General features: G+C 46.5%; 15 protein-coding genes and 1 riboswitch. All 15 genes read left to right on the forward strand.

The features are described from left to right. The first annotated feature begins 68 nt into the window (after positions 1 to 68). The 15 genes from NSQ83_RS03785 (at position 69) to purH (ending at position 14,006) form a co-directional block, all read left to right on the forward strand. Entirely contained in the window at positions 69 to 872 is an 804-nt protein-coding gene (locus NSQ83_RS03785) for a hypothetical protein (protein WP_046664340.1), read from the forward strand. Positions 873 to 1,030: 158 nt separating this feature from the next. Then, positions 1,031 to 1,198: a Fur-regulated basic protein FbpA gene (locus NSQ83_RS03790; protein ID WP_003244066.1), complete on the forward strand. Its 168-nt coding sequence runs from the start codon at positions 1,031 to 1,033 to the stop codon at positions 1,196 to 1,198. Positions 1,199 to 1,411: 213 nt separating this feature from the next. Further along, complete coding sequence (locus tag NSQ83_RS03795) at positions 1,412 to 1,966, forward strand: DUF5698 domain-containing protein (protein WP_015482896.1); 555 nt, start codon at positions 1,412 to 1,414, stop codon at positions 1,964 to 1,966. Further along, entirely contained in the window at positions 1,966 to 2,163 is a 198-nt protein-coding gene (locus NSQ83_RS03800; protein ID WP_003219403.1) for an NETI motif-containing protein, read from the forward strand. Before NSQ83_RS03795 ends, NSQ83_RS03800 begins: the two co-directional genes overlap by 1 nt. A 79-nt stretch (positions 2,164 to 2,242) precedes the next feature. Next, positions 2,243 to 2,344: riboswitch (purine riboswitch) on the forward strand. A gap of 141 nt (positions 2,345 to 2,485) precedes the next feature. Beyond that, the gene (gene purE / locus NSQ83_RS03805; protein ID WP_198878951.1) at positions 2,486 to 2,974 is read left to right on the forward strand and encodes a 5-(carboxyamino)imidazole ribonucleotide mutase; all 489 of its coding nucleotides are present in this window, start codon (positions 2,486 to 2,488) and stop codon (positions 2,972 to 2,974) included. Then, the gene (gene purK / locus NSQ83_RS03810) at positions 2,967 to 4,109 is read left to right on the forward strand and encodes a 5-(carboxyamino)imidazole ribonucleotide synthase (RefSeq protein ID WP_009966735.1); all 1,143 of its coding nucleotides are present in this window, start codon (positions 2,967 to 2,969) and stop codon (positions 4,107 to 4,109) included. The genes purE and purK overlap by 8 nt, the downstream gene beginning before the upstream one ends. After that, positions 4,106 to 5,401, forward strand: coding sequence for an adenylosuccinate lyase (gene purB, locus NSQ83_RS03815; protein ID WP_015715438.1), 1,296 nt, complete (start codon positions 4,106 to 4,108; stop codon positions 5,399 to 5,401). Before purK ends, purB begins: the two co-directional genes overlap by 4 nt. Positions 5,402 to 5,474: 73 nt before the next feature. Then, positions 5,475 to 6,200, forward strand: coding sequence for a phosphoribosylaminoimidazolesuccinocarboxamide synthase (purC, locus tag NSQ83_RS03820; RefSeq protein WP_198878950.1), 726 nt, complete (start codon positions 5,475 to 5,477; stop codon positions 6,198 to 6,200). Then, complete coding sequence (purS, locus tag NSQ83_RS03825) at positions 6,193 to 6,447, forward strand: phosphoribosylformylglycinamidine synthase subunit PurS (RefSeq protein WP_003219409.1); 255 nt, start codon at positions 6,193 to 6,195, stop codon at positions 6,445 to 6,447. Before purC ends, purS begins: the two co-directional genes overlap by 8 nt. After that, positions 6,444 to 7,127 (forward strand): phosphoribosylformylglycinamidine synthase subunit PurQ, encoded by a 684-nt coding sequence (gene purQ / locus NSQ83_RS03830; protein ID WP_003243954.1) that lies wholly within the window; start codon positions 6,444 to 6,446, stop codon positions 7,125 to 7,127. The genes purS and purQ overlap by 4 nt, the downstream gene beginning before the upstream one ends. Next, positions 7,111 to 9,339 (forward strand): phosphoribosylformylglycinamidine synthase subunit PurL, encoded by a 2,229-nt coding sequence (gene purL, locus NSQ83_RS03835; RefSeq protein ID WP_198878949.1) that lies wholly within the window; start codon positions 7,111 to 7,113, stop codon positions 9,337 to 9,339. The genes purQ and purL overlap by 17 nt, the downstream gene beginning before the upstream one ends. Next, the gene (gene purF, locus NSQ83_RS03840) at positions 9,315 to 10,745 is read left to right on the forward strand and encodes an amidophosphoribosyltransferase (protein ID WP_003233947.1); all 1,431 of its coding nucleotides are present in this window, start codon (positions 9,315 to 9,317) and stop codon (positions 10,743 to 10,745) included. The genes purL and purF overlap by 25 nt, the downstream gene beginning before the upstream one ends. A 101-nt stretch (positions 10,746 to 10,846) precedes the next feature. Then, positions 10,847 to 11,887 carry a phosphoribosylformylglycinamidine cyclo-ligase gene (gene purM / locus NSQ83_RS03845; RefSeq protein WP_003233945.1) on the forward strand — a complete coding sequence of 347 codons (1,041 nt, stop codon included), beginning with the start codon at positions 10,847 to 10,849 and terminating at the stop codon, positions 11,885 to 11,887. Continuing rightward, positions 11,884 to 12,471 (forward strand): phosphoribosylglycinamide formyltransferase, encoded by a 588-nt coding sequence (purN, locus tag NSQ83_RS03850; RefSeq protein WP_021481301.1) that lies wholly within the window; start codon positions 11,884 to 11,886, stop codon positions 12,469 to 12,471. Before purM ends, purN begins: the two co-directional genes overlap by 4 nt. Next, positions 12,468 to 14,006 carry a bifunctional phosphoribosylaminoimidazolecarboxamide formyltransferase/IMP cyclohydrolase gene (gene purH, locus NSQ83_RS03855; protein ID WP_198878948.1) on the forward strand — a complete coding sequence of 513 codons (1,539 nt, stop codon included), beginning with the start codon at positions 12,468 to 12,470 and terminating at the stop codon, positions 14,004 to 14,006. The genes purN and purH overlap by 4 nt, the downstream gene beginning before the upstream one ends. Positions 14,007 to 14,020: the final 14 nt, after the last annotated feature.

Here is a 14,020-nt window from a genome sequence, read left to right on the forward strand (position 1 = left end):
CTTATATAAGTGTTTTATTTTCTTGCTGAATGGTATTCCGCCGTATTTTTTTGATAGGAGTTGCTGACATGACGGAAGAAAGAAAAGAAATGTTTGAAGAAGAAATTAACCAGAGTGAAAGAATAGATGCAGATGAAGAACCGCTATCGAGAATGTCCAGAAAGGCGAGCCGGCAAAGCAAGCAGAAGCAAAAACAAAAGCAGAAACCGCGCCAGGAACGCGGTGAATCAACTGTTAAAGACAAGCTTGCGTCTGTTTGGGCAGCCATCAACAGATATTGCGGTTTTGCGTTCTCGATTTTAAAATCTCCGGCGAAAACTGTCGTAACGGATGGTTTTTCTCATTATAAGTACGGTCTGATTTCAATGCTTATATTCAGTATCATTTTTTCAATTGGGAATTGGTTTCAGTTAAAGGCAAGCTGGAATCGGCCGCTCGGTTTCGGAGAACGCCATCATGCTTTCTATGACGGGTTTTTAGTTGTTCTTGTGTATTTGCTGATCTTTTTCGCGGTAATGGTCTTTGCTATATGGGCTGTCTCCCGCTATATGATGAAGCAGAAGGTGACGTTCAGAGAAGCGGCTGCCGTATTGGGTTCATTGCTTGTACCGGTAATTGCTGTTTCAATCCTTTGGCTGATCTTTGCGATCGTAAATATCCCAATGCTGACAGTACTGTTTACGGTGCTGATCTTGTTTTCCATCTTTTTTATCATCGCGCTGTATGTACAGCGTGTGTACCAGGCGGCACAAGATGCACCAATTGATTATATCTATTGTGTATTTGCAGTGGTTGCGATAGCGCTGCTGTTTACGGCAGTGACTTGGCCGTTTATTTCTGAATATTTTACGGCGTCGCTGATTCCGCTTTAATGAAAAAACCGGCTAATCCTAGCCGGTTTTTTTATGTCACACTTTTTACAAATATATCTAAAAAACATAGTTGATTTGTAGGATTAACCCGTGTATGATGGGGAAAATGCTGAAAACGTCCAGCGCAAAAACCTTTATGTTTAAGGAGGATGATGGACATGGCTGATGTGCTTCGCCGAGCAATTAACCAAAAGAAGCAATTTTTAAAAACCAAATTACTGCTCTCGGAATTTTATCAAGGAAGAGGGGAACAGCTTGCTGACTACACGCTGAGTGAGCTTGAGAAAGAATACAAGTCCCTTCAGAAAATGAAAAAAGAGATCTGACAATAGATATAAAGAGGTGAGTCTGCTGAAAAGCGGGCTTTTTTGTTTTGATTTTGAAAAGGCGAGAAAGAGGGTAAACTACTACTGTTCAACGCATAAAAGCATGTCGAAATATTTTGCTTAAGCTTACGGGCGAAGCTGATTGTAAACGGCTCATTTCTCTAGTAGAATATGAATGCTTTGTGCAAGCTGAAGAGTAGGGGGATGAATAAAATGATGCAAACCATCTTATCAAATGGGATAGCCATGGTTCTCATAATTCTCATTATTAATATTGTCTATGTGTCATTTTTTACGATAAGAATGATTTTAACGCTGAAAGGACAGCGTTATTTAGCGGCCGGCATCAGTACGATTGAAATACTGGTTTATGTGACAGGGCTGAGTCTGGTGCTCGATAACTTAGACCAGATTCAAAATGTGATCGCGTACGCGCTCGGTTACGGTCTTGGCGTAATTGTCGGCATGAAAATAGAAGAAAAATTGGCGCTTGGCTATATTATGGTCAATGTGATTACGAAGGAGCTCGATCTTGATCTTCCGAAGCAGCTCCGCGAAAAAGGCTACGGCGTGACAAATTGGGTGGCAGGCGGGCTTGAAGGCGACCGCACAGCCCTTCAGATCCTGACGCCGAGAAAATATGAACTCCAGCTATATGATACGATTAAAACACTTGATTCAAAAGCCTTTATTATTGCGTACGAACCAAAAACAATCCACGGCGGCTTCTGGGTCAAAGCAGTGAAGAAGAGGAGAATTAAAGAATAATGGCAAAGCCGAAGAAGAAAAAGTTTGAAGTGACAGAGCAGCAAACGATTGATGCGGTGCTTCAGCAAATGAAAGAAGAAGGATATCTGCCTGTAAGGCGAATGGAAGAGCCTATTTTTATGGAAAAAAAGGAAAATGGGTCAATTCAGATCGTTCCGTGCGGGAAAAAAATCGTATTTGAAGGGAAATTGATCTAAAACACGAACATTAGTAGAATGAATTTTTGTATCGTTCGATAATATCGTTGACATTATCCATGTCCGTTGTTAAGATAAACATGAAATCAAAACACGACCTCATATAATCTTGGGAATATGGCCCATAAGTTTCTACCCGGCAACCGTAAATTGCCGGACTATGCAGGAAAGTGATCGATAAAACTGACATGGATATATCGCAGAAGCGAACGACTGACGATACATGTACCATGCCCGGTTTGTATTGCTTCCTCATAAGTGCAATGCAGAGCGGGTATTTTTTATTTTCTGAAAACAAAAGCATTAGAAGGTGGGGAACAGAATGCAGCCGCTAGTAGGAATCATCATGGGAAGCACTTCCGATTGGGAGACAATGAAACACGCATGCGACATACTTGACGAACTCAATGTTCCGTACGAAAAAAAGGTCGTTTCCGCTCACCGGACGCCTGATTTCATGTTTGAATATGCTGAAACTGCTAGAGAAAGAGGCATCAAGGTGATTATTGCCGGTGCCGGAGGAGCGGCGCATCTGCCAGGGATGACGGCTGCGAAAACAACACTGCCAGTCATTGGAGTTCCGGTTCAGTCCAAGGCGCTGAACGGAATGGATTCACTTCTTTCCATCGTCCAAATGCCTGGAGGCGTGCCTGTTGCGACAACATCCATCGGCAAAGCGGGTGCTGTGAACGCAGGCCTGTTAGCGGCGCATATTTTGTCAGCATTTGACGAAGACCTTGCCCGTAAGCTGGATGAGAGAAGAGAAAATACAAAACAGACAGTGTTAGAAAGCAGTGATCAGCTTGTCTAAACAAATCATCTATCCGGGAGCTGTAATCGGCATTATCGGCGGCGGCCAGCTTGGGAAAATGATGGCTGTGTCCGCCAAACAAATGGGGTATAAAGTCGCGGTCGTTGATCCGGTGAAAGATTCGCCGTGCGGGCAGGTTGCGGATGTCGAAATTACCGCTCATTATAATGACCGTGAAGCGATTCGAAAATTGGCTGAAATCAGCGATATCATCACATATGAGTTTGAAAACATCGACTATGATGCGCTGCATTGGCTAAAAGATCATGCGTATCTCCCGCAAGGAAGTGAGCTGCTGCTTATTACCCAAAACCGTGAAACAGAGAAAAAAGCAATTCAATCCGCGGGCTGTGAAGTCGCACCGTACAGCATCGTCAAAACAAAGAATGAATTGAAACAGGCAGTACAGGAGCTCAGGCTTCCGGCAGTGCTGAAAACATGCCGCGGCGGGTACGACGGCAAAGGCCAATTTGTGATAAAAGAAGAGGCGCAAATGGAGCAGGCAGCCGCTCTGTTAGAACACGGAACTTGCATTCTTGAAAGCTGGGTTTCTTTTAAAATGGAACTGTCGGTGATCGTCGTTAGATCGGTAAACGGTGAAATTTCAACATTTCCGACAGCTGAAAACATTCACCACAACAATATTCTTTTCCAAAGCATCGTGCCCGCACGGGTAGAGAAAGGGATTCAGCAGAAGGCTGCTGATCTCGCAGTTAAGCTTGCAGATGAGCTTAACCTTGTCGGACCGCTTGCTGTTGAGATGTTCCTGACAGAGGACGGAGAGCTTTTGGTCAATGAACTGGCGCCAAGACCGCACAATTCAGGGCATTATACGCTGGACCTTTGCGAGACGAGCCAGTTTGAGCAGCATATCAGAGCGGTATGCGGGCTTCCGCTTGGGAAGACAGATTTGCTGAAGCCGGGCATGATGGTGAATCTTCTCGGCGATGAAGTGAAGCTTGTTGAGGAAGACCCGGAGCTTTTAAAAGAGGCAAAGCTATATATATACGGAAAACATGAAATCAAAAAAGGCCGCAAAATGGGGCATATTACATTTATGAAGCAGCCTGAAGACGAATGGATTCAGGAGATCACAAATAAATGGATGAATAGAGACGGAGGACAAGCAGAATGATCGAACGTTATTCAAGACCTGAAATGTCCGCGATTTGGACGGATGAAAACAGATTTCAAGCATGGTTAGAGGTTGAAATTCTTGCCTGTGAAGCGTGGGCGGAGCTTGGCGTTATTCCGAAAGAAGACGTAAAGCTGATGCGCGAAAATGCGTCATTTGACATCAACCGCATTTTAGAAATCGAAAAGGACACGCGCCATGACGTTGTCGCTTTTACGCGCGCTGTATCCGAATCACTGGGCGAAGAAAGAAAATGGGTGCATTACGGCTTAACGTCAACTGACGTTGTTGATACGGCTCTTTCCTACTTATTAAAACAGGCAAACGATATTTTGCTCAAGGATCTTGAGAGATTTGTTGACATTATAAAAGAAAAAGCGAAAGAACATAAATACACAGTCATGATGGGGCGCACACACGGCGTACACGCTGAGCCTACAACATTCGGCTTAAAACTTGCGCTTTGGCATGAAGAAATGAAACGTAATCTTGAGCGCTTCAAACAAGCGAAAGCAGGCATCGAGGTTGGAAAGATTTCCGGTGCTGTCGGCACATATGCGAACATTGATCCATTTGTTGAACAATATGTCTGTGAGAAGCTCGGATTGAAAGCAGCACCGATTTCCACTCAAACCCTTCAGCGTGACCGCCATGCTGACTATATGGCAACACTTGCTTTGATCGCGACAAGCATCGAGAAATTCGCTGTGGAAATCCGCGGACTGCAAAAGAGTGAAACACGTGAAGTAGAGGAATTTTTCGCGAAAGGGCAAAAGGGTTCATCTGCAATGCCGCATAAACGAAATCCGATTGGCTCTGAAAACATGACAGGCATGGCGCGCGTGATCCGGGGCTACATGATGACAGCTTACGAAAATGTTCCATTATGGCATGAGCGCGATATTTCTCATTCTTCAGCAGAACGGATTATTCTTCCGGATGCGACAATTGCGCTGAACTACATGCTGAACCGCTTCTCCAACATCGTGAAGAACTTAACGGTCTTCCCGGAAAACATGAAGCGCAACATGGACCGCACTCTCGGCCTTATCTATTCTCAGCGTGTGCTGCTTGCTTTGATTGACACAGGCCTTACACGTGAAGAAGCCTATGATACAGTTCAGCCGAAAGCAATGGAAGCGTGGGAAAAACAAGTGCCGTTCCGCGAGCTTGTGGAAGCGGAAGAGAAAATCACGTCACGCCTTTCTCCGGAAAAAATTGCTGACTGCTTTGATTACAATTACCATCTGAAAAATGTTGATCTGATCTTTGAACGTTTAGGTTTAGCATAGAAGAAGCTTTTAGCGGCTTCTTCTAAGCCGCCGCAGTTTGAAAATTCCCAACATTCGGGTTAGGAGGCCTTCCGTGAATATTGTGAAGAATGAACTTTTATACGAAGGAAAAGCAAAAAAGATCTACAAAACCGATGACGAAAACACGCTGTATGTCGTGTATAAAGACTCCGCCACTGCCTTTAACGGCGAGAAAAAAGCAGAAATCAGCGGAAAAGGGCGCTTAAATAATGAAATTTCAAGCCTCATTTTCAAACACCTTCATGCTAAGGGCATTAACAATCATTTTATCGAGCGCATTTCGGAAACGGAGCAGCTCATTCAAAAGGTAACGATCGTGCCGCTTGAAGTCGTCGTCAGAAATGTTGTGGCAGGAAGCATGTCCAAACGTCTCGGCATTCCAGAAGGCACGGAGCTTGAACAGCCGATTATCGAGTTTTACTACAAGGATGACGCGCTGGGTGATCCGCTCATCACAGAAGATCATATTTGGCTTTTGAAGGCGGCGACTCCTGAGCAGGTAGAAACCATTAAGTCCATTACAAAAACAGTAAATGAAGAGCTTCAAAGCATTTTCGACGATTGTCATGTCAGATTAATAGATTTCAAGCTTGAATTCGGTTTAGATGCAGAAGGGCAAGTGCTTTTGGCGGATGAAATATCTCCTGACACATGCCGCTTGTGGGATAAAGAAACGAACGAAAAGCTGGACAAAGATTTATTCAGACGCAATCTGGGAAGCTTAACCGACGCATACGAAGAGATTTTCAATAGACTGGGAGGCATTCATCATGTATAAAGTAAAAGTTTATGTCAGCTTAAAAGAAAGTGTACTAGATCCACAAGGGAGCGCTGTCCAGCATGCCTTGCACAGTATGACTTACAACGAAGTTCAAGATGTGCGCATCGGGAAATACATGGAGCTTACCATTGAAAAATCTGACCGTGATCTTGACGTGCTAGTGAAAGAAATGTGCGAAAAACTTCTTGCGAACACAGTGATTGAAGATTATAGATATGAGGTTGAGGAGGTAGTCGCACAGTGAAATTTGCGGTGATTGTGTTACCCGGCTCCAACTGTGATATCGATATGTATCATGCTGTAAAGGATGAGCTCGGCCATGAAGTGGAATACGTCTGGCATGAGGAAACAAGCCTTGACGGCTTCGACGGCGTGTTAATTCCGGGAGGATTTTCTTACGGCGATTACTTAAGATGCGGCGCCATCGCCCGATTTGCGAATATTATGCCAGCTGTCAAACAAGCAGCGGCTGAAGGAAAACCTGTTCTTGGCGTCTGTAACGGATTCCAGATTTTACAGGAGCTTGGGCTGCTGCCAGGCGCAATGAGACGCAACAAAGATCTGAAGTTCATTTGCCGTCCGGTTGAATTGATTGTTCAGAACGACGAAACCTTATTCACAGCTTCCTACGAAAAGGGAGAATCGATTACAATCCCGGTTGCCCATGGTGAAGGGAATTTCTACTGTGATGACGAGACGCTTGCTACATTAAAGGAAAACAATCAAATTGCTTTCACATACGGCTCTAATATTAATGGAAGTGTCAGCGACATTGCCGGTGTCGTGAATGAGAAAGGCAATGTATTAGGCATGATGCCTCACCCTGAGCGCGCGGTCGATGAACTGCTTGGAAGCGCCGACGGTCTTAAATTGTTCCAGTCTATCGTGAAAAATTGGAGGGAAACTCATGTCACTACTGCTTGAACCAAGTAAAGAACAAATAAAAGAAGAGAAACTGTATCAGCAAATGGGTGTCAGTGATGATGAGTTTGCATTGATAGAATCCATTCTTGGAAGATTGCCGAACTACACAGAAATCGGAATTTTTTCTGTCATGTGGTCTGAGCATTGCAGCTATAAAAACTCAAAGCCGATTCTGCGTAAATTCCCGACAAGCGGCGAGCGTGTGCTGCAGGGGCCGGGGGAAGGCGCCGGAATCGTTGATATCGGTGATAACCAAGCGGTTGTGTTCAAAATTGAATCACATAACCACCCATCAGCTCTCGAGCCTTACCAAGGCGCTGCGACTGGCGTAGGCGGAATTATCCGTGATGTATTCTCAATGGGTGCACGCCCAATCGCTGTATTGAACTCTCTTCGATTTGGTGAACTGACTTCACCGCGAGTGAAGTACTTGTTTGAAGAAGTAGTAGCGGGTATCGCCGGATACGGCAACTGTATCGGCATCCCGACAGTCGGCGGAGAAGTGCAGTTTGACAGCAGCTATGAAGGAAATCCGCTCGTCAACGCAATGTGCGTCGGTTTAATCAACCATGAAGACATCAAAAAAGGCCAGGCAAAGGGTGTCGGCAACACAGTAATGTACGTAGGAGCGAAAACAGGGCGTGACGGCATCCACGGCGCTACGTTTGCTTCTGAAGAAATGTCAGACTCGTCTGAAGAAAAGCGTTCTGCTGTCCAAGTCGGCGATCCGTTTATGGAGAAGCTTTTGCTTGAAGCATGTCTGGAAGTCATCCAATGCGACGCCTTAGTCGGCATTCAGGATATGGGAGCTGCCGGTTTAACAAGCTCAAGTGCAGAAATGGCAAGTAAAGCCGGCTCTGGTATTGAAATGAACCTTGACCTGATTCCTCAGCGCGAAACAGGCATGAGCGCGTATGAAATGATGCTTTCTGAATCACAGGAACGGATGCTTTTGGTCATCGAGCGCGGACGTGAGCAGGAAATCATCGATATTTTTGACAAGTACGATCTTGAAGCGGTTTCTGTCGGACGTGTGACAGATGATAAAATGCTTCGCCTGACACACAAAGGAGAGGTTGTGTGCGAGCTGCCTGTTGATGCCTTGGCAGAAGAAGCACCGGTTTACCATAAGCCTTCTCAAGAGCCTGCTTACTATCGCGAGTTTTTGGAAACGGACGTTCCCGCCCCGCAAATTGAAGATGCGAATGAAACGCTGAAGGCGCTTCTTCAGCAGCCGACGATTGCGAGTAAAGAGTGGGTTTATGATCAGTATGACTACATGGTGCGCACGAATACAGTTGTCGCTCCTGGGTCTGATGCTGGTGTTCTCAGAATCCGCGGAACGAAAAAGGCGCTGGCGATGACGACAGACTGTAACGCGCGTTATCTCTATCTTGATCCTGAAGTCGGAGGGAAAATTGCTGTCGCTGAAGCAGCGCGCAACATCATTTGCTCAGGCGCAGAACCGCTTGCGGTCACAGATAACCTTAACTTCGGAAACCCGGAGAAGCCGGAAATCTTCTGGCAGATCGAAAAAGCGGCAGACGGCATAAGCGAAGCGTGCAATGTTCTCAGAACTCCGGTTATCGGCGGTAACGTATCGCTTTATAACGAATCAAACGGCACGGCGATCTATCCGACACCAGTTATCGGCATGGTTGGCTTAATTGAAGATACAGCACACATTACAACACAGCATTTCAAACAAGCGGGAGATCTCGTATATGTGATCGGTGAAACAAAACCAGAGTTTGCCGGAAGCGAGCTGCAAAAAATGACAGAAGGCCGTATTTACGGCAAAGCGCCGCAAATCGATCTTGATGTAGAGCTGTCTCGTCAAAAAGCACTGCTTGACGCGATTAAAAAAGGCTTCGTTCAATCTGCGCATGATGTGTCTGAAGGCGGCTTAGGCGTAGCGATTGCGGAAAGTGTCATGACGACGGAAAACCTTGGCGCTAATGTGACTGTAGAAGGGGAAGCGGCGTTATTATTCTCTGAATCTCAATCCCGCTTCGTCGTTTCAGTGAAAAAAGAACATCAAGCTGCGTTTGAAGCAACTGTCAAAGATGCGGTTCATATTGGTGAGGTAACAGCTGACGGAATTCTGGCGATTCAAAACCAAGACGGACAACAAATGATTCATGCGCAAACGAAAGAGCTTGAACGCGTATGGAAAGGAGCTATCCCATGCTTGCTGAAATCAAAGGCTTAAATGAAGAATGCGGCGTTTTTGGGATTTGGGGACATGAAGAAGCCCCGCAGATCACGTATTACGGTCTCCACAGCCTTCAGCACCGAGGACAGGAGGGCGCTGGCATCGTAGCGACTGACGGTGAAAAGCTGACGGCTCACAAAGGCCAAGGGCTGATCACTGAAGTATTTCAAAACGGCGAACTCAGCAAAGTAAAGGGAAAAGGCGCTATCGGGCACGTTCGGTACGCAACGGCTGGAGGCGGCGGATACGAAAATGTTCAGCCGCTCCTCTTCCGTTCCCAAAACAACGGCAGCCTGGCGCTTGCTCATAACGGAAATCTTGTCAACGCCACTCAGCTAAAGCAGCAGCTCGAAAATCAAGGGAGCATCTTTCAAACCTCTTCGGATACAGAGGTTTTGGCTCACCTGATCAAAAGAAGCGGACACTTCACGCTGAAGGATCAAATTAAAAACTCGCTTTCTATGCTGAAAGGCGCCTACGCGTTCCTGATCATGACCGAAACAGAAATGATTGTCGCACTTGATCCAAACGGGCTGAGACCGCTATCCATCGGCATGATGGGCGACGCTTATGTGGTCGCATCAGAAACATGCGCATTTGACGTCGTCGGCGCAACGTACCTTCGCGAGGTAGAGCCGGGGGAAATGCTGATCATTAATGATGAAGGCATGAAATCAGAGCGTTTTTCCATGAATATCAATCGTTCCATTTGCAGCATGGAGTACATTTATTTCTCCAGACCAGACAGCAATATTGACGGTATTAATGTGCACAGTGCCCGTAAAAACCTTGGGAAAATGCTGGCTCAGGAATCCGCAGTTGAAGCTGACGTCGTAACCGGGGTTCCGGATTCCAGTATTTCAGCGGCGATCGGCTATGCAGAGGCAACAGGCATTCCGTATGAGCTCGGTTTAATCAAAAACCGCTATGTCGGCAGAACGTTTATTCAGCCGTCCCAGGCTCTGCGTGAGCAAGGCGTCAGAATGAAGCTGTCTGCGGTGCGCGGGGTTGTAGAAGGCAAACGCGTCGTGATGGTGGATGACTCTATCGTGCGCGGAACAACTAGCCGCCGGATTGTCACGATGCTAAGAGAAGCGGGTGCGACAGAGGTGCATGTGAAAATCAGTTCACCGCCGATCGCTCATCCGTGCTTTTATGGCATTGATACTTCCACACATGAAGAACTGATCGCGTCTTCGCATTCTGTTGAAGAAATCCGTCAGGAAATCGGAGCCGATACCCTCTCATTTTTGAGTGTGGAAGGGCTCCTGAAAGGCATCGGCAGAAAATACGATGACTCGAATTGCGGACAGTGTCTCGCTTGCTTTACAGGAAAATATCCGACTGAAATTTACCAGGATACAGTGCTTCCTCACGTAAAAGAAGCAGTATTAACCAAATAAAACTTGAAAAATGACATAAAGGCAGCGCAGTTCGGCTGCCTTTCTCTTTCTGCCCTCGTTCGGGGAGATATTTTGAAAAGCGCCTTAAAGGAGTGAATAGGATGTCTGAAGCATATAAAAACGCAGGAGTTGACATCGAAGCCGGATATGAAGCTGTCAAACGAATGAAAAAACACGTGGAGCGCACGAAACGGCTTGGCGTTATGGGCAGCCTTGGCGGTTTTGGCGGCATGTTTGACCTGTCTGAGCTTTCTTATCAAAAACCAGTTCTCATTTCGGGAACGGACGGTGTCGGCACAAAATTAAAGCTCGCTTTTTCCATGGATAAACATGACACGATTGGCGTGGATGCTGTTGCAATGTGTGTCAATGACGTGCTGGCACAAGGTGCAGAGCCGCTGTTTTTCCTCGATTATTTAGCGGTTGGCAAAGCGGACCCAGTGAAAATTGAACAGATTGTACAAGGTGTTGCGGAAGGCTGTGAGCAATCAGGTTCAGCCTTAGTCGGCGGTGAAACGGCTGAAATGCCGGGGCTCTATACAGCTGATGAATACGATATTGCCGGTTTCTCAGTCGGAGTGGCAGAAAAGGACGAAATCGTGACTGGAGAAAACATTGAAGAGGGCCATCTGTTGATCGGCCTCAGCTCCAGCGGCCTTCACAGCAACGGCTTTTCCCTTGTCAGAAAAGTGCTTCTGGATGATGCGGAGCTGGACCTCGATACAACATATGAGCCGTTTGAACGCCCGCTTGGCGAGGAATTGCTTGAACCGACAAGGATTTACGTGAAGCCTGTGCTTGCCGCGGTCAAAAGCGGAAAAATCGACGGCATGGCGCACGTGACAGGCGGAGGATTTATTGAAAATATTCCGCGTATGCTTCCGGAAGGCTTAAGTGCGGAAATTGATCATGGCTCATGGCCGATCCCGCCGATTTTCTCTTTCCTGCAAGAGTACGGCAAGCTGAAGGAAGAAGACATGTTCAACGTCTTTAATATGGGTATCGGTTTTGTTTTGGCAGTCAAAGAAGAGCATCTGACAGATGTGATCGGAACGCTTGAAAGCCATGGCGAAAAAGCCTATTTAATCGGGCGTGTGAAAAAAGGTGAAGGCGTCACATTCGGCGGTGCAGCACTTTCATGAAAAAGTTTGCGGTATTTGCATCAGGAAACGGTTCAAACTTCGAAGCCATCGTTACGCGCTTGAAGGAGGAGAACTGGGATGCGTCAGCAGCGCTCCTCGTTTGCGACAAACCGCAGGCGAAAGTCATCGAACGGGCGGAAGCATTCCACATTCCATCCTTTGCATTTGAGCCGAAGTCTTATGAAAACAAGGCTGCATTTGAAAAAGCCATTATTGAACAGCTTCGTCTTCACGAGGTTGAATTGATTGTTCTTGCCGGCTATATGAGGCTAATTGGTGATACGCTCCTTCAAGCATATGGAGGAAAAATCATTAACATTCACCCGTCGCTTCTTCCGGCGTTTCCTGGAATCGACGCAGTCGGACAGGCATACCGGGCGGGTGTGAAGGTGGCCGGAATCACTGTGCATTATGTCGATGAAGGAATGGATACAGGTCCGATCATTGCTCAAAAGGCAATCGAAATTGATGAACATGATACATTGGAAACAATCGAACAGCGGATTCACAAGCTTGAGCATAAATGGTATCCGAGTGTGATTAAACAGCTATTAGGATTAAATAACAGAGGTGAAAAGGCATGACCATTAAACGTGCGTTAATCAGTGTTTCAGATAAAACAAATCTCGTTCCTTTCGTAAAAGAACTGACAGAGCTTGGCGTTGAAGTCATCTCCACAGGCGGAACGAAAAAGCTTCTTCAAGAAAACGGTGTGGATGTGATCGGAATTTCGGAAGTGACAGGCTTCCCTGAAATTATGGACGGCCGGTTAAAAACCCTTCACCCGAATATTCACGGCGGCCTTCTGGCGGTTCGCGGCAATGAAGAGCATATGGCGCAGATCAATGAACACGGGATTCAGCCGATTGACCTCGTTGTCGTCAACCTCTATCCATTTAAAGAAACGATTTCTAAAGAAGACGTCACGTATGAAGAAGCGATCGAAAATATCGACATCGGCGGACCTGGCATGCTGCGTGCGGCATCAAAGAACCATCAGGATGTCACGGTTATCGTCGATCCGGCCGATTACAGCCCAGTGCTGAATCAAATCAAAGAAGAAGGCAGTGTATCTCTTCAGAAAAAACGCGAGCTTGCGGCAAAAGTATTCCGTCATACTGCGGCATATGATGCACTGATCGCTGACTATCTGACAAATGTTGTCGGTGAAAAAGAACCAGAGCAATTCACTGTGACATTTGAGAAAAAACAATCGCTTCGCTATGGAGAAAACCCGCATCAGGAAGCAACTTTCTATCAAACAGCTCTTCCTGTCAAAGGATCCATTGCGCAAGCAGAACAGCTTCACGGAAAAGAGCTTTCTTACAACAACATTAAAGACGCTGATGCCGCAGTTCAAATCGTTCGTGAATTCACTGAACCGGCTGCTGTTGCTGTGAAGCATATGAACCCGTGCGGTGTAGGAACAGGAAAAACGATCGCCGAAGCGTTTGACAGAGCGTTTGAAGCGGATAAAACATCTATCTTCGGCGGCATTATCGCGCTGAACCGTGAAGTGGACAAGGCAACTGCCGAAGCGCTTCACAACATTTTCTTAGAAATTATCATTGCGCCTTCATTCAGCCAAGAAGCGCTCAACGTCCTGACTGCGAAGAAATATCTCCGTCTGCTGACGCTTGACGTATCCGTCGCTGTTCAAAAGGAAAAACAGTTGACATCTGTTCAAGGCGGGCTGCTGATTCAAGATTTAGATATGCACGGCTTCGATGATGCTGAGATTAGCATTCCGACAAAAAGAGAGCCGAACGAGCAAGAGTGGGAAGACTTGAAGCTTGCTTGGAAAGTCGTGAAGCATGTGAAATCAAATGCGATTGTTCTCGCGAAGGACAACATGACAGTCGGTGTGGGAGCAGGCCAAATGAACCGCGTCGGATCGGCAAAAATCGCAATCGAGCAAGCAGGGGAAAAAGCGAAGGGCAGCGCGCTCGGTTCGGATGCATATTTCCCAATGCCGGATACTGTCGAAGAAGCGGCAAAAGCGGGCGTTACAGCCATCATTCAGCCAGGCGGATCGATCCGAGATGAGGATTCCATCAAAAAAGCGGATGAATACGGCATTGCCATGGTATTCACCGGCATCAGACACTTCAAACATTAAGGGGATGAAAACGA

It is taken from the genome of Bacillus sp. PS217 (assembly GCF_037963535.1).
Lineage (GTDB): Bacteria > Bacillota > Bacilli > Bacillales > Bacillaceae > Bacillus > Bacillus subtilis.

Excerpts from the sequence above, each read along its gene's own strand:
- NSQ83_RS03795 (WP_015482896.1), top strand. The coding sequence starts at position 1,412 with ATGATGCAAACCATCTTATCAAATGGGATAGCCATGGTTCTCATAATT.
- purH (WP_198878948.1), top strand. The coding sequence starts at position 12,468 with ATGACCATTAAACGTGCGTTAATCAGTGTTTCAGATAAAACAAATCTC.
- NSQ83_RS03800 (WP_003219403.1), top strand. The coding sequence starts at position 1,966 with ATGGCAAAGCCGAAGAAGAAAAAGTTTGAAGTGACAGAGCAGCAAACG.
- NSQ83_RS03785 (WP_046664340.1), top strand. The coding sequence starts at position 69 with ATGACGGAAGAAAGAAAAGAAATGTTTGAAGAAGAAATTAACCAGAGT.
- NSQ83_RS03790 (WP_003244066.1), top strand. The coding sequence starts at position 1,031 with ATGGCTGATGTGCTTCGCCGAGCAATTAACCAAAAGAAGCAATTTTTA.
- purN (WP_021481301.1), top strand. The coding sequence starts at position 11,884 with ATGAAAAAGTTTGCGGTATTTGCATCAGGAAACGGTTCAAACTTCGAA.
- purF (WP_003233947.1), top strand. The coding sequence starts at position 9,315 with ATGCTTGCTGAAATCAAAGGCTTAAATGAAGAATGCGGCGTTTTTGGG.
- purL (WP_198878949.1), top strand. The coding sequence starts at position 7,111 with ATGTCACTACTGCTTGAACCAAGTAAAGAACAAATAAAAGAAGAGAAA.
- purE (WP_198878951.1), top strand. The coding sequence starts at position 2,486 with ATGCAGCCGCTAGTAGGAATCATCATGGGAAGCACTTCCGATTGGGAG.
- purM (WP_003233945.1), top strand. The coding sequence starts at position 10,847 with ATGTCTGAAGCATATAAAAACGCAGGAGTTGACATCGAAGCCGGATAT.
- purS (WP_003219409.1), top strand. The coding sequence starts at position 6,193 with ATGTATAAAGTAAAAGTTTATGTCAGCTTAAAAGAAAGTGTACTAGAT.
- purB (WP_015715438.1), top strand. The coding sequence starts at position 4,106 with ATGATCGAACGTTATTCAAGACCTGAAATGTCCGCGATTTGGACGGAT.